Origin of the sequence: Epibacterium ulvae (assembly GCF_900102795.1) — a bacterium.
In the GTDB taxonomy this organism is placed as follows: Bacteria; Pseudomonadota; Alphaproteobacteria; order Rhodobacterales; family Rhodobacteraceae; genus Epibacterium; species Epibacterium ulvae.
This window is the reverse complement of the sequence record NZ_FMWG01000009.1, coordinates 1-20,287: the sequence shown is the minus strand read 5'-3', so window position 1 is coordinate 20,287 and position 20,287 is coordinate 1. Positions and strand designations below refer to the sequence as shown.

Genomic DNA, 20,287 nt, shown 5'->3' with positions numbered 1-20,287 from the left:
CGTTCATCTAATCTTGAGACCTCGCGCCTATACATGCTGAAATAGGGCAAAATTGAGGCAAACCAATTTGCCCCGACATGAGAGCATTAGCAGTATGGACAGGATGCGATCCCTCAAAGGATCGCCTGCCCACTTTGAGGTACAGGACACGTGTTTACGCGGCTTACAGGCGCAGCCCTGCGCGCAGTCTTTGTGACATTGCTGATCGCAATGCCTTCTTTGATTCTGCATCAATCCACATCCCATACTGTTGAAGCGGTGGTATTTGTTGCCCTCTTGGGGGGGATCCTCGTTTTTGCAGAATACGCCTCTCATTTTCCGAGCCTGATACAATTCCGCGACGCACCGCCCTTAAACCGGATGCGCTTTCTCTCTGCTCTGTTTACGGTATTCTTTGTCAGCGTCCTGGCGCGCCATGATCTGGCACCAAACAGTCTCACCACTATTATCCACGGGGTGAGCTACAAGCTTGGTACAGCTTTGGATTTTGCATATTCGCCTGTCCAGCTCATGATGTTGATGCTGCCAAGCACGACGCCCTTTGAAACGGTGATCGACATTCGCAATTCTGCTGGACTTGCTTATGCGATCTCTTTGCTCACCGTGGTTCTTTTTGGGGGAGCCATTCGCATATACAATTGGCCTGTTGGCCAAGGCGCATTTAACGTGTGGACCAATCTGCCCTTGTTTGACCCGACAACTGGCGGTGATGTCGTTCAGCGGCTTAGTCGGGATGCGCGCATCAGCCTGTCTGCCGGGCTTTTGCTGCCCTTCGCGCTACCGGGCTGTATCAAACTTGCTGGTCATCTATTTGACTTGCACCTTTTGACCACCCCACTGACCCAGACATGGCTTATTGCGTTCTGGGCTTGTGCATCGGCTTCGATAACCATGCGCGGCCTTGCCTTGCTGCGTGTTGCTGATCTGATCGCCAAACAAAGAAAACGCGTCTACGATAGTTCTGAAACGCTTCAAACCACATGAGAGCGCTCTGCCTCACAGTCTTATTGATCTGCACGGCATCCTTTTGTGGCGCAGAAACTTTTCGCATTGCGACATTTAATACAGAGCTTTCCCGCAAAGGCCCCGGGCTTCTTCTTCGGGATATTCAAAAAGGCACTGATCCTCAGCTACTCGCCGTTGCGGCTGTAATCGTGGACACACGGCCAGATATCCTTGTTCTACAAGGGTTTGATTGGGATCATGGGCTTAAAGCGTTAGGCGCGTTTCAAAGCTTACTCACCTCAAAGGGTCTTTCGCTACAATACAGCTACAGCGCGCGACCCAACAGCGGCTTAGCAACTCACATCGATCTGGATGGAGACGGGGAACAAAACAATCTGAAAGATGCGCAAAGCTTCGGGGAATTTACTGGTGCGCGTGGCATCGCGCTTCTCTCAAAGTTTCCCTTAACGGTGCCGCCCGTTCTCGATTTGACCGCGCTTTTGTGGAAAGACCTCCCATCCGCAGACCTGCCTCTGACGCCTGACGGTCACGCTTTCCTTAGCCAAGACGCGTTGAACGTGCAGCGATTGTCCTCGACCAATCATTGGGCAATCTCCGTTCATCTGACAAAGGATACATCTTTCACACTTCTTACTTTTCAAGCGGGGCCACCTGTTTTTGATGGTCCAGAAGATCGCAACGGCCTGCGCAATCAGGACGAACTTCGCCTGATCGAATACATGCTCTCAGGGCAGTTTGGTCCCCTGCCCGATGCACCTGTTGTTGTTTTAGGGGGCGCCAACTTGGACCCGAACCAAGGTGAAGGCAAGCGGGAGGCAATCAAACGCCTGCTTACCCACCCCCAACTTCAAGATCTGCCTAACCTGCAGGACATAAACACCGTAGACTGGCCCCATATCGGACAGATGCGAGTCGACTACATCCTACCCGGTACAGACCTAACGGCTTATGATGCCGGTGTCCTTTGGCCTGAGACTGCAGATCACCCTGCTATTCTGGCAAGCCGTCACCGTCTGGTCTGGGCAGACATAAGCTTACCCGAATGACTCGATTTATTTCGAAAAATTGCAATACTTCGGGGCTTCTGCGCATCGAATGGTACTGCCGTTATTGACCCCGCTTGCCCAGAAGGATAGGCCAAGCGCGACCGTTTTTTAGGAGACACCGCATGCCTAACCCCTCCATTCTGATTCTGCCCGGCGACGGGATTGGCCCTGAAGTCATGACCGAGGTTCGCAAGATCATCGGCTGGTTCGGTGAAAAGCGCGACATCTCGTTTGATGTCAGCGAAGATCTGGTGGGCGGTGCTGCCTATGACAAACACGGCGTGCCTCTGGCGGATGAAACCATGGCCAAAGCCCAAGAGGCTGATGCCGTGCTTTTGGGCGCAGTTGGCGGCCCAAAATATGATGATCTTGATTTCTCTGTAAAACCAGAACGTGGCCTGTTGCGCCTGCGGAAAGAGATGGATCTGTACTCCAACCTGCGCCCAGCGCAGTGTTTTGATGCACTGGCGGATTTCTCCTCTTTGAAAAAAGATATCGTCGCAGGTCTGGACATCATGATCGTGCGCGAACTGACCTCTGGCGTGTATTTTGGCGAGCCACGCGGTATCTTTGAAGAAGGCAACGAACGTGTTGGCATCAACACCCAGCGCTACACCGAAAGCGAGATTGAACGCGCGGCACGCTCGGCCTTTGAACTTGCGATGCGCCGTGGCAAGAAAGTCTGCTCGATGGAGAAGGCTAACGTCATGGAATCTGGTATCCTATGGCGCGAAGTTGTGACCCGTGTCGCAGCGGACTATCCAGAAGTTGAACTGTCTCACATGTATGCAGACAACGGCGCAATGCAGCTGGTGCGCGCCCCGAAACAGTTTGATGTCATCCTGACAGACAACCTGTTTGGCGACATTCTGTCTGACTGCGCCGCGATGCTAACCGGATCTTTGGGCATGCTGCCCTCTGCATCTTTGGGAGCCCCAATGGAAAACGGCCGCCCGAAAGCGCTATACGAACCCGTACACGGTTCCGCACCAGATATCACTGGTCAAGGCAAAGCAAACCCAATTGCCTGCGTCCTGAGCTTTGCAATGGCTCTACGCTACAGCTTTGATCTAGGTGCGGAAGCTGACCGTTTGGAAGCAGCTGTCGAAAAAGTTCTGGCAGATGGTGTGCGCACCGCAGATCTTTTGGCAAGTGAAGGTGTCAGCCCTGTGAGCACCAGCGAAATGGGCGACGCGATTGTCGCTGCATTGAACGCAAGCCTCTAAGCAGGTGTTTGCCTAATTCGGCAGCGTGCTATGTGAATTTATTGTAAAAGCCTCGCCTGAAAGCGCGGGGCTTTTTTTTGCCACTTGACCAAATTCATCTTTATTCTATGGCTAGCGCTAACGCGGGCACCTCTCTTCCCCCGCAAAGGTATACCCCATGAATATCAAAGCAGCATTCATTGCCCTCTTGGCGTTTGGTTTATTCTCCTCACACGACGTCGTGGTCAAATATCTTGGTGAGGCCTTCTCCCCTCTCCAAATCATCTTCTTCAGCAGTCTCATGTCCTTTCCATTGTTGACGATGATGATGGTTCAGGATCCAACACCGGGGAATCTACGTCCAGTTCATCCCTGGTGGGTCACATTGCGATCCATCTGTGCGATGATCTCTCCGGCTTGTGCCTTCTTTGCGTTCATCTTGCTGCCTCTGGCACAGGCTTACGCCTTGTTGTTTGCGACGCCACTCTTGATCACCTTGCTCTCAATTCCCGTCCTTAAAGAGAAGGTTGGTGCGCCACGGCTCATCGCGGTCGCAATTGGATTATGTGGTGTCTTGGTTGTTGTACGCCCCGGCTCAAGCCCTTTGTCCTGGGGGCATTTTTTCGGAATAGCCGCCGCACTGTCTAACGCGTTACAGTCTATTACCGTGCGCAAGATCGGGCGTGAAGAACGCCACGTGGTCCTGATGCTGTATCCGCTGTTGCTTAACGTTGTTCTGAGCGGGGTTGCCTTGATCTTTGTCTATGAGCCCATGCAACTGATCCATTTGGGCGGTATCGGTATCGTGGCTTTCTTTGGGTTCGCTGCCACCTTGATGATGGTCTACGCCTATACGGTTGGCGAAGCGGCTTTTGTCGCGCCTATGCAATATTCCCAGATTTTGTGGGCGATGGGCTTTGGCTACATTCTGTTTGGCGAAATCGTAGATCTCTACACCTTATTGGGATCAGCGATCATTGTGTTCAGCGGCCTCTTCATCATTGCACGTGAAGCGTTTGGCAATCGCTCAGAACACACCCCTGTTTTGCGCAGCCGATCACGTGGTCTCTCTCCGGGAAGCTTCAGCATCTCTCTTGCGCTGCGACGCAAACAGCAAAAAAACTTAGAATCTTAATACATAACGCCGAGGACATGATGCCTCCCAAAGGAGGCCTATCAATAATCCTCAATCGCAAACGACGGGTTTTGCAAGATGGCTCCGTTAAACTCCCTTTCGTCGTAAAAAGGGTTGAGATCCAAATTCGAGAGGCATAGGCAATTATATGCCTCTCTTACTTTTACTCTTATTGTTTGGCGTTTTAGCCTATCTGTGGTGGAAGCACACCTCAACCACACTCACCCGGAATTGCCGCTGGCGACAAAACCGATCAAAAGGTCAATGGAGCTGCCTTTATTGTGGCGCAACCAAATCCGGTATGGATCCACCAAAAGACTGTTTGCGCGCGCCCTCGCGTTAGAAACGTGGGCGTAATACCGAACCCCTTTTCAACTAACGGCGCCGATAAAAATTAGCATTCCTTGGTCAGCGATATTCACTTTGCAAAAAATCGCTTGATTTGTGGACTGGATTGACTGATACCGCGCGCAAGACGCCAACGCACGCGCCTCTGTCGAAAGGGCTTACTCCCCTAAGGTTACGTAGCGACGGTAACGTCTCTGATGGAACTGAGCGGTCATATATGGCCGGGTCTTTTGGAGATGACCATGACAGCAGATGCTGCAGGGCAGACCGCCCCTGAAACTTTACCTCGTCACCTTTCATATATCTCTCAGACAAAATTCGACCGCCCAACCTTGGTGGTCGATAAGAATGCTGTTGTTGCGCGATATCGGGCACTCGCCCGAGGTTTGGGCAAAGCCCGTATTCACTACGCTGTGAAGGCCAATCCCGCACCAGAAATCCTAGAAGTGCTTGCAAAGGCTGGTTGTGGTTTTGATGCGGCCAGCCGATCTGAAATTGAGGCCTGTCTTGCCGCCGGAGCCTGCGTTGCTCGGATTTCTTTTGGCAATACGATCAAACGCCCTGCAGACATTGCTTTTGCCCATGAAATTGGCATCAAACATTTTGCTGCAGACGCAGACGAAGAGCTGGAAAAAATCGCAACACATGCGCCCGGTGCAAATGTGTGTCTGCGTTTACTTGGCCTGTCGACCGGTGCCGATTGGCCGCTCAGCCGCAAATTTGGGTGCGCACCTGAAATGGCACTGTCATTGATGCACAAAGCGAAAACGCTTGGCCTGCAGATCGAAGGGCTTTCCTTTCATGTGGGCTCGCAAACGCGCGACCCTGCGATGTGGTGTGAAACATTAGACCAAGTCGCCGATGTCTGGCATCAGGCAAAATCCGAAGGTTTTGGGCTTCGTCTGTTAAATATTGGGGGTGGTTTTCCGGCAAGCTATGCAAATCACAACGCAGATGCAGAACCCTATGCACGTGCTGTGATGGAACATGTACACAGCCGGTTCCCAGATGTTCCAGACATCATGGCGGAACCTGGCCGTGGTCTTGTTGCAGAAGCCGGAGCGATCGCAGCTGAAGTTTTGTTGACATCGCGCAAACACAACGAAGATCTGTATCGTTGGGTCTATCTTGATATTGGGATGTTTTCCGGTCTCGCGGAAACCATGGGAGAAGCGATCCGTTATCCGATCACAACAGAACGCGACCATGAACCAATGGGGCCTTGTGTGCTGGCTGGGCCTTCCTGCGACAGTGCCGATGTTCTCTATGAACGACACCCCTATCAATTGCCCTTAGGGTTAACAGGCGGCGATCGCATCGTAATTCATGCATGCGGCGCATATACGTCTACTTATGCATCAGTTGGTTTCAATGGGTTCCCACCACTTGACGTGATAGTCATCTAAAATCTTGCTATCAGCACAAGCATCGGTTTCCTTAGACAAAAAAGGAGGCCATCGTCCATGTGTCCAAAAGAACAAAGCAATACGGCGATAGAACCGGCTGACGCCGCTGTCCGCCGCTCTGTTGCGCCAGTGATCTGCTATCCCAATGAGGCCCTGCCCAAACCTAATTTAAAGTTTTACCGCAGTCTGCGTAACGGTGCCAAAAAAACAGCAGAGGTCATTGTCCCGGCCCGAGATGCAGCAAGCTTTACTGTGCCTGCAGGCCATTTTTTTCGTATTACATCTGTCGAAGGCCCTCAGGTTGGAGATCTCAACCTCTGGAACGCTCAGGATTTGAGCGAGCGGTTTTTCTCAGGAAAGACGCGTGCACTGCATGGCACCCATGTAACAACTGGTGAGCGCCTGTGGAGCAGTCTTCCACACCTTCGACCCATGGCGACCATCGTAGATGATACGTTAAATTGGTATGGCATCGATGAATACGGGGGATCCGTGCATGATGTCATTGGCACCAGATGTGATCCATATACGGGTAATCTTCTGGCGGGGTCTCAATACCATCATTGCTGCCACTCTAATCTGACTCGCGCTTTGGCCGATCATTTGGGCGTGCCGCTCTTTGATGCAGAGCCACATGTACACGATGTTTTAAATGTCTTTATGTGTACAGGATTTACGCGTGATACGGGCCAATACTTCATGAAAGCCAGCCCTGTCCGTGTCGGGGATTATCTGGAATTCTTTGCGGAAATCGACCTGCTTGGCGCCCTTAGCGCCTGCCCCGGAGGCGATTGTTCAAGCGAACATTCCAGCGATGTCGCAGCCTGCTACCCTTTGTTGGTTGAAATCTTTGCTCCATCTCAAGAGGCGTTAAAAGATTGGTGCAACCCACCTCGCAACGCATATGACCGCAGCCATGGTAGATAAAAGGCCCCTAAACGGGGCCTTTTAATGACAACGCGGCGTTAGCTCAATCAAGCGAACGCCGCTTTCAAGGCAATCTCAACCATATCACCAAAGCTTCTTTCGCGCTGGTCGGAGGGCAGTGCCTCACCTGTTTGCAAGTGGTCTGAAACCGTTAGCACCGCCAGAGAGCGACACCCATAGCGCGCCGCAAGCGTGTAGAGTTCAGCGGCTTCCATCTCGACGCCAAGTATCCCGTGACGCACCATCTGCTCATCCAGATCCGGGCGTTCCGCATAAAATGTATCTGACGAATAAATACCGCCAACATGTGTCGTCACATCTATAGACTGAGAGGCCTTTGCGGCTGCCTGCAGCAGCCCCCAATTCGCACAGGGGGCAAAATTCACCTCTTTGAAAATGCTCTGCGATGGTGATCCAACAGTGGTTGCAGTCATCGCCAGGATAATATCGCGCACGTTTACATGTGCCTGCATACCACCGCATGACCCAATACGGATAAGCGTTCTAGCGCCAAAATCTTTGATCAGCTCATTTGCATAGATCGACAGTGACGGCATTCCCATACCGCTCCCTTGGATCGTAACAGCGTTACCATTCCAAGTTCCAGTATAACCCAGCATACCACGGACATCATTGACCAGTGAAACATTGTCTAGAAACGTTTCAGCTGCCCACTTTGCCCGATATGGATCACCAGGTAAAAGAACTGTTTCAGCAATTTCTCCGGGCTTAGCACCGATATGGATTGTCATAAGACACCTACCACACAGAAATTAAATTTCTAAATCTGAAATATCTGCACCTGCTGTAAGCGCTTCATGAACCCACTGTGGCTTACGTCCACGTCCACTCCAAGTTTCCTCTGGATTGGTTGGATTACGATACTTGGGTTTAGATTTCGCTTTTTTCTGAAGACTTTGGGAAATTTGGGTAATTTCATCTAACGAGAACCCAAACTGAGCGGCTGCATCTTGCGCAGCTTTCAGCGCTTCATTTCTTTCGCGAATTTCAGCGGCTTCGAGAGCAGCTTCAACATCTTCCCGAAGTTTTAAAAGTTCCATTCTGGAGAGGTTCGACAAATTGATGGACATATTTCTTCCCATACACACAAACTGATATTTCACTCCCCTTGTCTATGAGGCAAAAATTAAGAGGATGCACGTAATAAAATAGGTTAATTCTCTCTTTCAACAATACCGGCATTTATACGCCGAAATGTGGAAGCCACTTATCCTGTCCCCTATTTATTTTACCTCACATCCTCTGCATTTTTGCAAAAGCATCAACAATGGATAATGAAAAACTGCAAAGCAAATACTCCCTTAAAGCCTTTGATAATGTAAAATTAGAACGAAAACTTAGTTAATCCACGCGCAATTTCAGATACCTAAAAGTAGAATTGCCTCGTAAATAAAAAGATCCTGATGAAACAGTTGAAACTCAGCTATAAAAATGAGCTTACGATGGCCAACAGGTTGGAAGGTTCGGGCGCATGCGGGAGAAACGAGCGACTGGAACAACATCAAACCGTGACAGGCTCACTTTACATCTCTTAAGAGATGCGACAGGTATCAAGGCAAAGGGGCAAGAGACCTGCCACCTTTCAGGGCAACGGCACGTACGTCTGTGCCATCCCATGAGCGCCATCAGATATAGAACGGGTTGTCCCTTTTATCGCTATGCTCCAGTTTTGAAATCACCTCGATCTTCTGTCAACGTGACCACCTCCAAAAAGCTTAACTTATCAGAAATGTCTTACCTTCTTTGAGGTTTGGCTGACTGGCACGATTTTATGTTGAGGCTATAACTCATACATCGTGCCAGCTATCATCCATTGACCACTTTGGCTATCATAGGTGCCGAGGGCACAGATTTGGCACCACGCGTGATCGGCAATTGCGATGGAACAGCGGTTCCCACATTGAAGTGACGCACCAGCTGACCAAGCTTGCCAGCATCAGATTCCAACATATGACTAGCCGCAGTCGCCTCTTCTACCATTGCAGCATTCTGTTGGGTGACCTTATCCAATTGGATCATGCCGGTGTTGATCTCAGCGAGGCCAGTTGATTGCTCAGCCGCTCCTTCCGCGATCTCGCTGATCAGGGACGAGATATGCCCGACACGCTCCACGATGGAATTCAGCGCACCTCCAGCTTTACCAACAAGATCAACACCCCGTTCAACCTGTTGCGAGCTGGAGCCGATCAGTGTTTTGATTTCCATTGCCGCGTCAGAAGACCGCTGAGCCAACGCCCGAACCTCGGATGCAACCACAGCGAACCCTCGCCCCGCTTCCCCCGCACGCGCGGCCTCAACTCCTGCGTTCAACGCCAGTAGATTGGTCTGAAAAGCGATATCATCAATGACGCTGATAATCTGAGAAATATGGCTGGAACTTTGCTCGATCTCAGTCATAGCTGTCACAGCGTTTTGAACGACCTCACCACTATTGTGGGCTTCGTCTCGGGCTTCGCTGACGATTTTCTCGACACTACGCGCTCCGTCTGCAGCAGAACGCACACTGGCTGTCAACTCATCCAACGCAGCCGCAGTCTGTTCCAACGTCGCAGCTTGGCTTTCAGTACGTTGAGACAACTCATCCGAGGATTGGCTGATGTTTTTAGCACCTTCCTGAATGCTTGCAGAATTGTCCGCAGCTGTACTGATAATTGTGCGCATTTGCGTCACCATTTCATTGAAATTCAGGCGCAGTTGCTCATAACTGTCAGGAAAGGGTGTCTTGATGGTTTTGTTCAAATTCCCCTCGGCAAGCCCATGCAGGTGGTCTGCCAATTTCACCACAACTGCCTTTTGCTCGTCCTGTGTCGCGATACGGGCCGCTTCTGCTTCACGCCCTTTCTTCAGCTGGCTTTTCAGCTGTTCAAGATGGCGCGAAATACGACCAATATCATCTCCCCGGGCAGTATAGGCATCCGAATGGCTATAGTCACCGTCCGCAATTTCAGTGATCGACGTGTCAATCGATTTAAGCGGGATCCCCATGATACGATGCAACGCAAGAGCGGTAAGACCGGCCAAGCCTATAAACGCCACAGTTGCCAGGACCAAAGCCATGAGACGCTGTCTCTTCAGCAGAGCTAAATCCACATCAGGCGTCCAAATAAAACCAACGGAGCCAACAATGTTACTACCATCCACTCCCACCATGGAGGGAGCAGTGGCAAATCGACCATCTTCTGAAAGCTGCAGTTCGCCGCTTTCAAAAGCTTTTATGGCTGCATTGCGAAGATAGGCCTGATCCGCGGGTGAAGCCTGCCCTACTTCTACTAAAACGTCACCGTCATTATTGAGAGCAACACCATAGGTGGCACGCTGTTCAGTACGCGCGAGAACGCCATCAAACCGTTCAATCAAAGGGTCGATATTGGCAAAACGTATCATTCCACCACTCGTTGACGCGACCTCAACGGTCATGGTTCTGCCCAGACTTTTCACCCCATGCTCAACTGTCGTTTTCTGCGCATACTCGCTTGACAATGTGAGAATCAAAGCAAGTGAGAGAGAACAAAATACCGTCAACAGCATGCATTTCACAAACAGAGACATCCCGCTGAACGCGCGTGGCGTTTCCGACTTGGTCATTTCAAATTATCTTTCCAAAAGCGTATGAGCACAGGGTGAAATTAAATTTGTCGTTATTCAGTTGGCAAACCGGCAGCATACCAAGCAGGGAAACCATCACGGAAATATTTCACGTTGGTATACCCCCAAGACACAGCCATTTCAGAGGCTTGTGAAGAACGCATGCAGGAATGGCCGTTACAGTAAAAAACAACGGGATCAGTTTGACCCACATGTGCAGCTAGCGCAGTTTCAGTCAGTTCAGTATCAGAATTCAGGTGAATTGCTCCGCGAATACGACCTGTTTCTGCGATATCCGCATCTTTGCGAACGTCTACAAATTTCGCGCCCTCACTGAACAGGTCAGCAGCGGCTTCAACGGCAACAGTTGCAGCGCCGGAAACAGTTTCTGGCGAAACCTCAGCCACAGCAGCGGAAGCAACGAATAGGGTCGAGGCAGCAAGAGTGAAAACGGTTTTCATCAAAAAATCCACTTGAGTTGATTGAATTGCTAATCAGGTGATCTGATTTCTGCGTTAAATATGCGTTAAAGAGACGCTCGGTAAATATGAAAACTCCGCGTAATTTTAAGTGTCATTTTTCACTCAAATTATGGTTTAAAAACGGACATCTAACATAAATTACTCGTACATCATTAGATCTCTGCCTCGTTGATTAGAAGCTGAACGAGAGAGAGAATAGCGGACATAAATGCTATCAAAAGGCTTTTTTGGGCCCCTTGTGTAGCATCTCAACGAAATGCATCGCCGGACAATGCTGGAACCGCCGAATGAAACAAGGTTTGAAAATCAGGGGGAACCACAGTCATTGCGCTCCGATCACAGCCCAGAGACAACATCCTCCAGACGGATCACAGGTTGCGATCATGCTCTCACAATTATCAGAAAGTCCTGCGCCCGAATGGATTCAGGTATCCCCTGTCGGTAGATTTAACACGGCGAAAACTACTTGTCGCACAAACGATGTGTGGAAAAGGCGAGAGGCTTATTGTGTTTCGTCCGCGCAGATTGGATGAGTCAGCGTAAAACATCACGCAGTTCAACACGACCGCGTTTTCGTTGCAATTCAAAGTGGCCAAGATTTGTCCATCCAACCAGAACAGTCTCTTCACTATCCGCACGAAATGCCGCCCGCAGACTGGTTTCAAAGGCGCGTCGGTCCTTTTTAGGCATCGGAGCAAGATCAAGAACAATCTGTCCGCCAAGCCCACGGACGCGGAGTGCGCGCGGAAGCGCTTTTGCGCAAGCCATATTCGCCTTCACTCCGGCAGCCATAGATGTATCTGAACCCGTGTTAACATCAACAGCGACCAAGGCGCGTGTGGGTTCAATATATAGATAAGCGCCACTGCCCAAAGGCTCTTTAATTCCTGCGGCCACATCTAAGGCATCAAGCACACCCAAGCGTTCAAAACCACCAGCTTCGCTTTCGATATCTGCTGGTTCAACCCAATCCCGCCACGCCAAAAGATGGGGGCCATCACCTTCGGCGAGAACTTCTAGTTCCGTGCCATGGTCATTGAGCACCTGATTTGCGACACCGAGCATGGCTTCAACATCCTCAGCGATATCATCGGTTTCCGCTCCAACACAGGCAGAACGCAAAATCAGCCCATATTCAAGTTCACCCATGATTTCATTGGCGATTTCCAAGAGACGATCACGTTCATCTTCATCGCGAATGCTACGCGAAATATTTAACCCGGGCGCATCAGGCGTCACGATTGCATACCGGCTTTTGAACAGAAGCTTTTGCGTAACAGGAATCGCTTTTCCTGGCTCTGCAAAGCCCGTCACCTGCACGAGCAGCTGCTGACCGGGCGCCAGACCTTTGACTTGCCGTAAAAAGGCAGGTCCGTCCGACGTGGTCAAAAACATACCACCTTGTCCTTTTACCGGGCGCTCTGACCGAGCGCGGTAAACTGTGCCAGGGCGTGGGGCATCACTATCGATCAAAAAATCTTCAAGCTTACCATCTACCAAAAGAGCCGCAGCTTCGCGGTCATTAAGGTGATCTAATATGATGCTACGGCCCTTCATACGGTCTCTTCTTTCATGATCGGATAGCCAGCGGCTTTTAGGAGGTTTGCTGTTTCGGCCAGTGGAAGGCCAACGATGCCCGTAAAGGATCCGCTGATCCAAGGTATAAATGCTCCTGCTGGGCCTTGGATTGCATAGGCGCCAGCTTTGCCCTGCCAGTCATTTGTTGCGAGATAAGAGTTTAATTCTTCATCTGACAAGCGTTTCATTTTGACCTGGCTGACGACGTCTTTGGTCCAGACATGTGCACCGCGACGAATAGCGACAGCAGTAATGACCTGATGACGACGTCCAGACAGGGCAAGCAAGTATTCGGCAGCCTGCCCGGCATCACGGGGTTTACCAAGGATCCTACGCCCCAACGCAACTGTGGTATCGGCGCAAAGCACGGTGTCATCATCTTGGGCTGGAACAGCTTCTACTTTGGCGCGGGTCACGCGCATACAATAGGGACGAGGCAGTTCATTCCTGAGCGGCGTTTCATCGATATCCGGCGGCCTGACGTCTGCAGGCACAATACCAAGCTGTGCCAACAGATCCAATCGGCGGGGACTGCCTGATCCAAGAATGAATGCCATATCTGGTTCCTTAGCCTGCTATACTGAGGTCATACGAGGTTCATGCACGTGGCGAAAGAGCATCTTTAATCTTTTGTGATGAGCAAAACAAAAGCCCGGCAAAAGCCGGGCTTTGAACTACAGATCAACCTTCACTTATTTAAAGCGGTAGTTAATCCGGCCTTTGGTCAGGTCATATGGGGTCATCTCAACCTGCACTTTGTCGCCAGCCAGAACACGGATGCGGTTTTTGCGCATCTTACCTGCCGTATGTGCGATGATCTCATGGCCGTTTTCCAGCTCGACCCGAAACGTCGCATTTGGCAGAAGTTCCTTCACGACACCGGGAAATTCGAGCGTATCTTCCTTGGCCATGGTCTCTCCTATGTGTAACGCTCGCAACCTACTGCGAGCTGTGCGCTTAAATGGGGGGTTTTGACCCTTTTTTCAAGGGCGAATCCGGCGTGATACTGTTTAGATGCATAGAATTCGAATCCCGCGACAGCGATTGGGAGCGGATCAATCAATATACTTACGTCTGAATGACAATATTATCCAAACTGTCCCCTCACACCTCGCTATTGCAAGTATCGCGTGAGTTTAGCCGCAGGTTATTGAGGACCAGGCTTCAGTGCGAGCCCCTGTCATCTTGCCTCTTTCGCTGTTTTCTGCTTCAAATTCCTGAACTTCAAAGCTGATACTAGTAGAATGTGCGTCGCTACCATATCTCGTCATTTTCATGGCAATCAGCGCTTACAAGAGACCGAAACAAACCCAAGATAAGTCTGATCACTTAGCATACGTATTTTCCCAAACGCATACCTTCAGAAGAATTAAAGTACCGCGCCGGGAAGCGCGGTACTGGTTCTTGATGTTCAACAATACTACGCAGCTGAGAAGGCGCGAACGCTACCATGCGGTTCAAAGACATGCAGGAAGGTCTCGGGATGAGGACGCATACGGTAATTGTCAGTCTCATCGCCAAAGATAACTTTGCCTTCTTCATCAAGACCGATGACAGTTGCTTTGACCGTATCGACGGGATAACCCGGCATACCCGACGGTGCACCACCGATATCGTCGATCCCCAGAGCTTTGGCTGCGGCCAGATTGTTGTCCTGGAGGATCTCAAAATGCGCAGGCAGATCTAGATCCTTGGCAAGTTTGGTGGAATTCTTAACGCCCTGATTAGAGATGAACTTAACTTTCACCCCAGCTTTGGCCAATTGATCCGCCTTTTCCTTCACCTCTTTCAGCTGGTTCATGCAGAATGGGCACCAGTTTGCGCGGAAAAACACGAGTAGTGTCTTTTCGCCTGCGAAAGACGCTGACGTCGTGTTCGTCCCGTCCAGACGTTGCAGCGACAGTTCCGGCAGGCCCTTACCATTCTCGATCGCGGCGCTTGGCTCGCGGCCATAATTCGAGAAAACGCGAATGTACCATTGAATGGTGATAGCACCGTACAACGCCACCCCGATGGCCACGTACTCGCTGGTAACCGTGAAGCCGCCGCGTGCATTTATTTGGTAGACCGCCCACACCACAGCGGCCAAGTTGATGAGCTGGATGACAGGAAGATTCTTGGAAGTACGGGAAATTCCCAGAGCACCGGCCAAGACCATCAGGAAAAACGGCATGGTGAACGTCGCAAAGAACGCCCCGATCCAGATCGGGTCAAAGCCTGACAGATAGAACATGACGGCCGAGCCGACGCCTGACAACATGTTCGACATGATATACGGGAGGATGAGTTTACCCTTCATCTTATCGGTCCTTTCAAGGTCGAATTGAATTACCTGCCTAGGCCCGTTCGCCAGTGTTCACGCAGGTATTTTGGGATTGGTTAATGTGCGCGCCCCACGTTGCGAGGCGCGCAACCCAACTAAGCAGTCGCAGTCGCCGTCAGACTGTCGAGAACAGGGAACAGATCCGCAGGTTCAGGACGGCGCGTGTAGTCAGGGTTCACTTCGGCATACGCAATATTGCCATTCGTATCGACGATGTAGCGTGCGGGCATCGGTAGATTCCATTCTCCATCACCATGAATGGCTGGTAGGTGCACGCCAAAGCCATCATGAAACGGAACAACGTAATCTTGCAGCGCCCAGCGAATGCCGAGCTTATTCGCCAGCTCGCCGTTTTTGTCCGTCAGGATTGGGAAGCTAAGCTCATTATCCTTCTGAGATTTCTCACTGTCTGCCGCGCCTTGCATTGAGATAGCAACCAGTGTGGCACCACGCGCCCGGATGTCGTCCGCAACTGCTTCAAGTGCTTTCAGCTCGATGTTGCAATACGGGCACCAGACGCCGCGATAGAAGGTCATAATGACAGGGCCTTTGGCAAGCAGATCTTTCAGAGCAACCTCGTTGCGATCCGAATCTGTCAGTACGAAGTCCGGCACGGTATCACCTGCTTTCAGAGCACGTTCAGCCTGTCCGCTGTCGATTAGTTCTTGGGTCGAACGAGCAAACGTTTCAAAAGCGCCTTCGGGGGCCATTTTTTTGAATTGAGCTTTAAAGCCGTCAAGTTGGTCCTGTAGGGTCATATCGTTTTCCATTTCTCAAGTTGTGTTTTTCGGCTGGCTGTAGGCTGTTTTCATGCCGCCTGCTTGTAATTTAAATCATTTGAAATTTGCCATGTAGACGGCATAATTGCGTTACTGTTATCCATAAAACGAATGAATTCGTATCGCGTAAATCAGTGAAAATTCAATCTGCACAACAAAAACCTTGAACCGATGGTCTGGCAGGCTCTCGTTAATCAATACGATTGCCAGATTGAGCTACCCCCGGAAAACCGGACACTGACGTAAGCTACGATTTGTTGTCTGCTGATCTTCACAACGAAGGAGATCGAAGATGTCGAAACGGAAGCAACATCATCCAGAGTTTAAGGCCACAGGGCCTCATGAGCCTCGCCAAAGCCATGTTCCAGCACGTCTGGGAGGCCCGTCGCGCCCAAGCCAAAGAGATCGTTACTTCTGGAAAGCGCGACATCAAACGTCTCGAAGTAGAAATCGAAAGCGTTCTCGACCGGATCATGTCGGTCTCCAACGACACCATCATTCGCCACTATGAATCAAAGGCTGAAACGCTTGAACGTCAGAAAGCGCTTTTGGTCGAAACACTGGCAAAGCAGGCCGAGCCCAAAGGGAGCATCGAAGAAAAACTAGAACCAGCCCTGAATTTCCTCTCAAACCCTTGGAAACTATGGGATGGCGGCACAGTACAAGCCCGCCGTTTGGTGCTGAAACTGGCCTTCACCGGCCCCATCAAGTACACGAGAAAAAAAGGGGGCTAGAACCGCTTATTTTTCGTTTCTATTCGATGCTCTACATGAAATTTCTACAGGTTAATTCTGTAATGGTGCCCGGGGGCGGAATCGAACCACCGACACGAGGATTTTCAATCCACTGCTCTACCCCTGAGCTACCCGGGCATCGGGAAGGCTGTTTGCCTTGGGTGAGGGCCTTCTATGCTGACTGGAGGAGAGTGTCCAGAGACTTTTGAAAAGTTTTTTGGTTTTGTTTGGTGAAAGGTGAATTTTCCAATACATCCAGTGTTTTCTTTACATCTTCAGGGTCTGACGGGCTTTGTTACATCTATTTTGGTTGCGCGTGCTTATCCATTTCCAGACGATCCTATCCATCTTTGCTGATGTGCCTGCGGTGGTGCGTCTTGGGTTGAATATCAGGCGAGTGTTAACCTGAAAGAACGAACGTGGCGTACGTATTCTGCGTAAGCGGGTTCGTGAAGGAGACAGCATCGCATCCCTAGAAAACCGTTGCCGCGAACATGCGACCTGTAAGGAACATGACGTGGTTGGCTGCTTTGGGGCTTTTTAGATCAGCCAGTTGGTGGCTTTAAACAGGACAGCCCGGGGAAGAGACACTGCATTCCCTTTTCGGGTTTAAGCCAAGGCTTCTTGCAAATGTTTGGTGAAGGCGCGGGCTGAAGGTTTGGTATTGCGTCCTCCCGCAAGTAAGGCGTGCACATCAACAGTACCTATTGTCCAATCCGGTAGCAATTGCACGAGTGTTCCTGCTTCCAGCTCCTTTCTGCAGCTCCAATAAGCCGTGCTGACAACACCCAAACCGGCGATGGCCGCAGTCGTTGTGCTTTCATTGACGGAAATCATCAACTGGCTTTCGACGCGAATGGATTGGACCTTTCCGTCCTTTTCAAAGCTCCAGCCTGCCTTTCCAATGCTTGACGGGCCCAGGATAACCTGGAAATCTACCAAATCAGTGGGTTGCTTTGGGATACCCGCTTTTTCTAGGTAAGACGGCGCTGCTACAACCAGCCTAGGTGTTGTGCCCAGCTTGCGAGCGACCATTGTTGAGTCCTCAAGAGGTCCAAATCGGATGGCGACATCAATGGCTTCATCGATCAGGTCCTGCATCGAATCTGTTAGAATAAGATCCACCTTGAGTTTCGGGTGGCGCTCCAGAAATGGTGGCAGGGTCGGTATGATTTCGCGTTGCGCGAAACTTGCAGAGGCCCCGACTCTTAGACGACCGCGCAATTCGCCGGTGCCGCGCACAAAATGATTAGCTTCTTCAATGTCGGAGAGAATCGGCTCGATACGCGTGAGATATTCTTCACCAGCCTCGGTTAGCCGAACGGCGTGAGTGGAGCGCACGAATAGCTGGACTCCGAGGTCTTTCTCAAGGTTGGATATGATCCGGGAGACTGATGGCTGAGATTTGCCGGTTTCCTTTCCTGCAGCGGTAAAGTTGCCGGTGCGCGCGACCCGCGAAAACAAACGAAGTGTAGAGAAGTTATCAGACATTCATATTTCGAATAATGGTTAGACCCTTTGGAAGACTACCCGCCAATGATCTTATGAGCAACATTTCGACGTAGCAGTGGACGGCAAGTACATCCAGCCAACCAAAACCTAGAAACTTTAGCTGTAAACGCTCTCTGAGAGGGAACATTCAAAATGATGATGCCACAAATGAACAGACGCCATTTTCTTGGGACATCACTGGCTGGGACGGCGCTTGCTTTGTCGTCACCGGCGATTGCTTCCAAGAGTATAACAATTGGTCAAAAGCAACTTTTCGCTCTCTCCGACGGTTACTTTGATATGCCCGCCAGCTTGTTTCTGGGCGCGCCTAAAAGCCTGCAGGCGCAGATCGGAGATCCTGCACGTATTGCCGCAAACACCTATGCATATCGAGCTGAAAGCCGCACCTTTTTGTTTGATGCAGGTGCAGGCACCAGCGACTTTATCACTCATGCCTTCCCAACGGCGAGCAAACTGCCGGAGGATCTCTCCTCAACGGGTATTTCGGCCGAAGAGGTAACTGATATTGTGATTACGCACATGCATCCAGATCACATTGGTGGTTTGGCTATCGGTGATCGTATCGCATTTCCAAACGCCCGCATTCACATTGCGGCCACTGAATGGAACTTTTGGAATGCCGCGGGCTTTGCGGAGACGGCACCAGAAGGAATGCGGCCGATGGTGGCGAATGTTCAATCCCTATCGAATGTGATCAAAAACAACGTATCCCTACATGGTGGGGCGGCTGATCTAGGCGATGGCGTGAGTGTCCTGCCTGCACCGGGTCACACTCCTGGTCATACAGCCATTGTCCTTGACGGTGGTCGTGAACAGTTTGTCGTGGTCGGGGATCTGACGGTTCACGAAGATGTTCATTTCGCCAATCCCAACTACGGATGGGCGCTGGACGTTGATGGAGAGCAGGCTGTGGCGACGCGGGTGTCTATGCTAGATATGATTGCCACCGATGGGCTGATCATGGGTGCGGCGCATGTCACAAAGCCAGGTTTAGGCCGCGTAGAGCGCGATGGTTCTGGCTTTCGTTTTCAACCTCTTTGATCTCTGTTTTCGAAGAGGCCTTACACTACAACGCAGCAGAGCTTTTTCTTGAGTGTTTTCCGATGTTCAAGCGCCCTCGCATATCTGGGTCGCTAAGGAGAAGTCTCTTCTGTGCACTTCAAGCGGCCTGATACCGATCACTGTGCGCACGGCCAGAGCATGGAATATGAGAAAGAAGAAAGTTTTGAAAGCATAGCAAAAATAAGTGCAGATACAGTCGTCAATGGAATGAAATGGAGATACGCGACAAAGGCGTTTGATGGCACTCGAACTCTTGCCCAACAGGACCGCGACGCTCTTTTGGCAACGTTGCGCCTCGCGCCTTCATCCTATGGATTACAGCCATGGAAATTTGTTGTTGTTGACGATCCGGGCATTCGAAGATCTCTTGGAGCTCTGGTTCCGGCGAATAAACCTAAAATTGAAGACTGTGCGTTGTTCGTTGTTCTCGCTCGTCGAACGCTGACATCGGCAGAAGATGTATCTCACCATGTTGATATGCTGCAAGCTGAACGTAACTTGCCCTCTGAGACGATCCAACCCTTGCGAGACATGGTGATACAGAGCGTCAAAAGAAAAGAAGCTGCAGCATTAGACAATTGGAATGCGCGGCAGGTTTATGTCGCCTTGGGCAATTGTGCTACAATACACGCCCGTGACGGAACCGAATTGGAGGCAATCCAGTCATCGTATATGCTATTGATCGCTTCGAAGTACTGCATATCCCGAATGTAGAGCTGGCAGTGAATGATGTGATTTTTGGAAGACTTCGGTTGCTCACGCGACTCTTTCGAACGCCAAGGGCCTCTTCCAACCTTGGTCTACATCATGGGTTTCAGAACCATTGACGCATTCGAAGATGGCTATTTCGGCGCCGCGGCGCATTCGCCAGAACCGTTGCCCCAGCAGCTCAACCTTGATGGTTTTGAAGCACGTTTCCATCGCGTTGTTACTGTAGCAATCCCTTGCTCCACTCGTCGATACCCGGAAGCAATGCTCGCGCAGAAGCTTCTGATAGTTACGAGAACAACACTGACTACCGTGATCTGTATAAACGCCGCTTGTCAGCTTCCATGAAGTCTTTTCAGCATTTGTAGGAAACGCCCTCACGACCGCAAAGCTCAGAGCAATACTGTCTTAACCACCCAACAAACCATCCAAGACGCGCCCCATCTTCTCTCCCGAAGAATGCGGCTTGC

The 20,287-nt window shown here is 50.8% G+C and carries 19 protein-coding genes, 1 tRNA gene and 1 pseudogene; 9 read left to right on the top strand and 12 right to left on the bottom strand.

Annotation, left to right across the window (positions count from 1 at the left end; genetic code table 11):
- Nucleotides 1-150: 150 nt before the first annotated feature.
- From BLP79_RS13870 to BLP79_RS13840, 6 genes are all read left to right on the top strand, one after another.
- Nucleotides 151-984, top strand: coding sequence for a hypothetical protein (locus BLP79_RS13870; RefSeq protein WP_090219908.1), 834 nt, complete (start codon nt 151-153; stop codon nt 982-984).
- Nucleotides 981-2,012: an endonuclease/exonuclease/phosphatase family protein gene (locus tag BLP79_RS13865; RefSeq protein WP_090219907.1), complete on the top strand. Its 1,032-nt coding sequence runs from the start codon at nt 981-983 to the stop codon at nt 2,010-2,012. Before BLP79_RS13870 ends, BLP79_RS13865 begins: the two co-directional genes overlap by 4 nt.
- A 122-nt stretch (nt 2,013-2,134) precedes the next feature.
- Nucleotides 2,135-3,238, top strand: coding sequence for a 3-isopropylmalate dehydrogenase (leuB, locus tag BLP79_RS13860; RefSeq protein WP_090219905.1), 1,104 nt, complete (start codon nt 2,135-2,137; stop codon nt 3,236-3,238).
- A gap of 157 nt (nt 3,239-3,395) precedes the next feature.
- Nucleotides 3,396-4,352 (top strand): DMT family transporter, encoded by a 957-nt coding sequence (locus BLP79_RS13855; protein WP_090219903.1) that lies wholly within the window; start codon nt 3,396-3,398, stop codon nt 4,350-4,352.
- Between the two features lie 584 nt (nt 4,353-4,936).
- Nucleotides 4,937-6,106, top strand: a complete 1,170-nt coding sequence (locus BLP79_RS13845) for a type III PLP-dependent enzyme (protein ID WP_232716557.1) — start codon at nt 4,937-4,939, stop codon at nt 6,104-6,106.
- Between the two features lie 57 nt (nt 6,107-6,163).
- Nucleotides 6,164-7,033, top strand: a complete 870-nt coding sequence (locus BLP79_RS13840) for an urea carboxylase-associated family protein (RefSeq protein ID WP_090219897.1) — start codon at nt 6,164-6,166, stop codon at nt 7,031-7,033.
- Between the two features lie 47 nt (nt 7,034-7,080).
- Here BLP79_RS13840 and deoD read toward each other — a convergent pair whose 3' ends face one another.
- The 9 genes from deoD to BLP79_RS13795 all read right to left on the bottom strand — a co-directional run bounded on the left by deoD (nt 7,081) and on the right by BLP79_RS13795 (nt 15,780).
- A complete protein-coding gene (gene deoD, locus BLP79_RS13835) occupies nt 7,081-7,785 on the bottom strand; it encodes a purine-nucleoside phosphorylase (protein WP_090219895.1) in 705 nt (234 codons plus the stop codon).
- A gap of 21 nt (nt 7,786-7,806) precedes the next feature.
- Nucleotides 7,807-8,124, bottom strand: coding sequence for an H-NS histone family protein (locus BLP79_RS13830; protein WP_090219894.1), 318 nt, complete (start codon nt 8,122-8,124; stop codon nt 7,807-7,809).
- A gap of 736 nt (nt 8,125-8,860) precedes the next feature.
- On the bottom strand, nt 8,861-10,438 hold the full coding sequence (locus BLP79_RS20020) for a methyl-accepting chemotaxis protein (protein ID WP_332835867.1): 1,578 nt from the start codon (nt 10,436-10,438) through the stop codon (nt 8,861-8,863).
- Between the two features lie 254 nt (nt 10,439-10,692).
- The gene (locus BLP79_RS13820; RefSeq protein ID WP_090219890.1) at nt 10,693-11,100 is read right to left on the bottom strand and encodes a rhodanese-like domain-containing protein; all 408 of its coding nucleotides are present in this window, start codon (nt 11,098-11,100) and stop codon (nt 10,693-10,695) included.
- Between the two features lie 555 nt (nt 11,101-11,655).
- Nucleotides 11,656-12,678, bottom strand: a complete 1,023-nt coding sequence (locus BLP79_RS13815; RefSeq protein WP_090219888.1) for a ribonuclease E/G — start codon at nt 12,676-12,678, stop codon at nt 11,656-11,658.
- Nucleotides 12,675-13,256 carry a Maf family protein gene (locus BLP79_RS13810; RefSeq protein ID WP_090219886.1) on the bottom strand — a complete coding sequence of 194 codons (582 nt, stop codon included), beginning with the start codon at nt 13,254-13,256 and terminating at the stop codon, nt 12,675-12,677. Before BLP79_RS13810 ends, BLP79_RS13815 begins: the two co-directional genes overlap by 4 nt.
- Before the next feature lie 135 nt (nt 13,257-13,391).
- A complete protein-coding gene (gene infA, locus BLP79_RS13805) occupies nt 13,392-13,610 on the bottom strand; it encodes a translation initiation factor IF-1 (protein WP_005978431.1) in 219 nt (72 codons plus the stop codon).
- 509 nt (nt 13,611-14,119) lie between these two features.
- On the bottom strand, nt 14,120-14,998 hold the full coding sequence (locus BLP79_RS13800; protein WP_090219884.1) for a peroxiredoxin family protein: 879 nt from the start codon (nt 14,996-14,998) through the stop codon (nt 14,120-14,122).
- A 119-nt stretch (nt 14,999-15,117) separates the two neighbouring features.
- Complete coding sequence (locus BLP79_RS13795) at nt 15,118-15,780, bottom strand: peroxiredoxin-like family protein (RefSeq protein WP_090220133.1); 663 nt, start codon at nt 15,778-15,780, stop codon at nt 15,118-15,120.
- 362 nt (nt 15,781-16,142) lie between these two features.
- Between BLP79_RS13795 and BLP79_RS13790 the strand changes: the two genes are divergently transcribed.
- On the top strand, nt 16,143-16,535 hold the full coding sequence (locus BLP79_RS13790) for a hypothetical protein (RefSeq protein WP_090219882.1): 393 nt from the start codon (nt 16,143-16,145) through the stop codon (nt 16,533-16,535).
- 63 nt (nt 16,536-16,598) lie between these two features.
- Here the strand turns inward: BLP79_RS13790 and BLP79_RS13785 are convergent.
- Together BLP79_RS13785 and BLP79_RS13780 are read right to left on the bottom strand one after the other, a co-directional pair.
- Nucleotides 16,599-16,673 (bottom strand) — tRNA-Phe (locus tag BLP79_RS13785).
- Between the two features lie 471 nt (nt 16,674-17,144).
- Nucleotides 17,145-18,026 (bottom strand): LysR family transcriptional regulator, encoded by an 882-nt coding sequence (locus BLP79_RS13780; RefSeq protein ID WP_090219880.1) that lies wholly within the window; start codon nt 18,024-18,026, stop codon nt 17,145-17,147.
- Between the two features lie 153 nt (nt 18,027-18,179).
- Here BLP79_RS13780 and BLP79_RS13775 point away from each other — a divergent pair, with 153 nt between their 5' ends.
- On the top strand, nt 18,180-19,088 hold the full coding sequence (locus tag BLP79_RS13775; RefSeq protein WP_090219879.1) for an MBL fold metallo-hydrolase: 909 nt from the start codon (nt 18,180-18,182) through the stop codon (nt 19,086-19,088).
- Between the two features lie 159 nt (nt 19,089-19,247).
- Nucleotides 19,248-19,652 (top strand): annotated as a pseudogene (locus BLP79_RS13770) (nitroreductase family protein); the annotation flags it as partial.
- Between the two features lie 53 nt (nt 19,653-19,705).
- Here the strand turns inward: BLP79_RS13770 and BLP79_RS20290 are convergent.
- On the bottom strand, nt 19,706-19,810 hold the full coding sequence (locus BLP79_RS20290; RefSeq protein WP_408607958.1) for a RidA family protein: 105 nt from the start codon (nt 19,808-19,810) through the stop codon (nt 19,706-19,708).
- Nucleotides 19,811-20,287 lie beyond the last annotated feature (477 nt).

Coding starts and splice junctions, on each gene's coding strand:
- BLP79_RS13865 (WP_090219907.1), top strand. CDS start 981: ATGAGAGCGCTCTGCCTCACAGTCTTATTGATCTGCACGGCATCCTTT.
- leuB (WP_090219905.1), top strand. CDS start 2,135: ATGCCTAACCCCTCCATTCTGATTCTGCCCGGCGACGGGATTGGCCCT.
- BLP79_RS13855 (WP_090219903.1), top strand. CDS start 3,396: ATGAATATCAAAGCAGCATTCATTGCCCTCTTGGCGTTTGGTTTATTC.
- BLP79_RS13845 (WP_232716557.1), top strand. CDS start 4,937: ATGACCATGACAGCAGATGCTGCAGGGCAGACCGCCCCTGAAACTTTA.
- BLP79_RS13840 (WP_090219897.1), top strand. CDS start 6,164: ATGTGTCCAAAAGAACAAAGCAATACGGCGATAGAACCGGCTGACGCC.
- deoD (WP_090219895.1), bottom strand. CDS start 7,785: ATGACAATCCATATCGGTGCTAAGCCCGGAGAAATTGCTGAAACAGTT.
- BLP79_RS13830 (WP_090219894.1), bottom strand. CDS start 8,124: ATGTCCATCAATTTGTCGAACCTCTCCAGAATGGAACTTTTAAAACTT.
- BLP79_RS20020 (WP_332835867.1), bottom strand. CDS start 10,438: ATGATACGTTTTGCCAATATCGACCCTTTGATTGAACGGTTTGATGGC.
- BLP79_RS13820 (WP_090219890.1), bottom strand. CDS start 11,100: ATGAAAACCGTTTTCACTCTTGCTGCCTCGACCCTATTCGTTGCTTCC.
- BLP79_RS13815 (WP_090219888.1), bottom strand. CDS start 12,678: ATGAAGGGCCGTAGCATCATATTAGATCACCTTAATGACCGCGAAGCT.
- BLP79_RS13810 (WP_090219886.1), bottom strand. CDS start 13,256: ATGGCATTCATTCTTGGATCAGGCAGTCCCCGCCGATTGGATCTGTTG.
- infA (WP_005978431.1), bottom strand. CDS start 13,610: ATGGCCAAGGAAGATACGCTCGAATTTCCCGGTGTCGTGAAGGAACTT.
- BLP79_RS13800 (WP_090219884.1), bottom strand. CDS start 14,998: ATGAAGGGTAAACTCATCCTCCCGTATATCATGTCGAACATGTTGTCA.
- BLP79_RS13795 (WP_090220133.1), bottom strand. CDS start 15,780: ATGACCCTACAGGACCAACTTGACGGCTTTAAAGCTCAATTCAAAAAA.
- BLP79_RS13790 (WP_090219882.1), top strand. CDS start 16,143: ATGAGCCTCGCCAAAGCCATGTTCCAGCACGTCTGGGAGGCCCGTCGC.
- BLP79_RS13780 (WP_090219880.1), bottom strand. CDS start 18,026: ATGTCTGATAACTTCTCTACACTTCGTTTGTTTTCGCGGGTCGCGCGC.
- BLP79_RS13775 (WP_090219879.1), top strand. CDS start 18,180: ATGATGATGCCACAAATGAACAGACGCCATTTTCTTGGGACATCACTG.
- BLP79_RS20290 (WP_408607958.1), bottom strand. CDS start 19,810: ATGCAGTACTTCGAAGCGATCAATAGCATATACGATGACTGGATTGCC.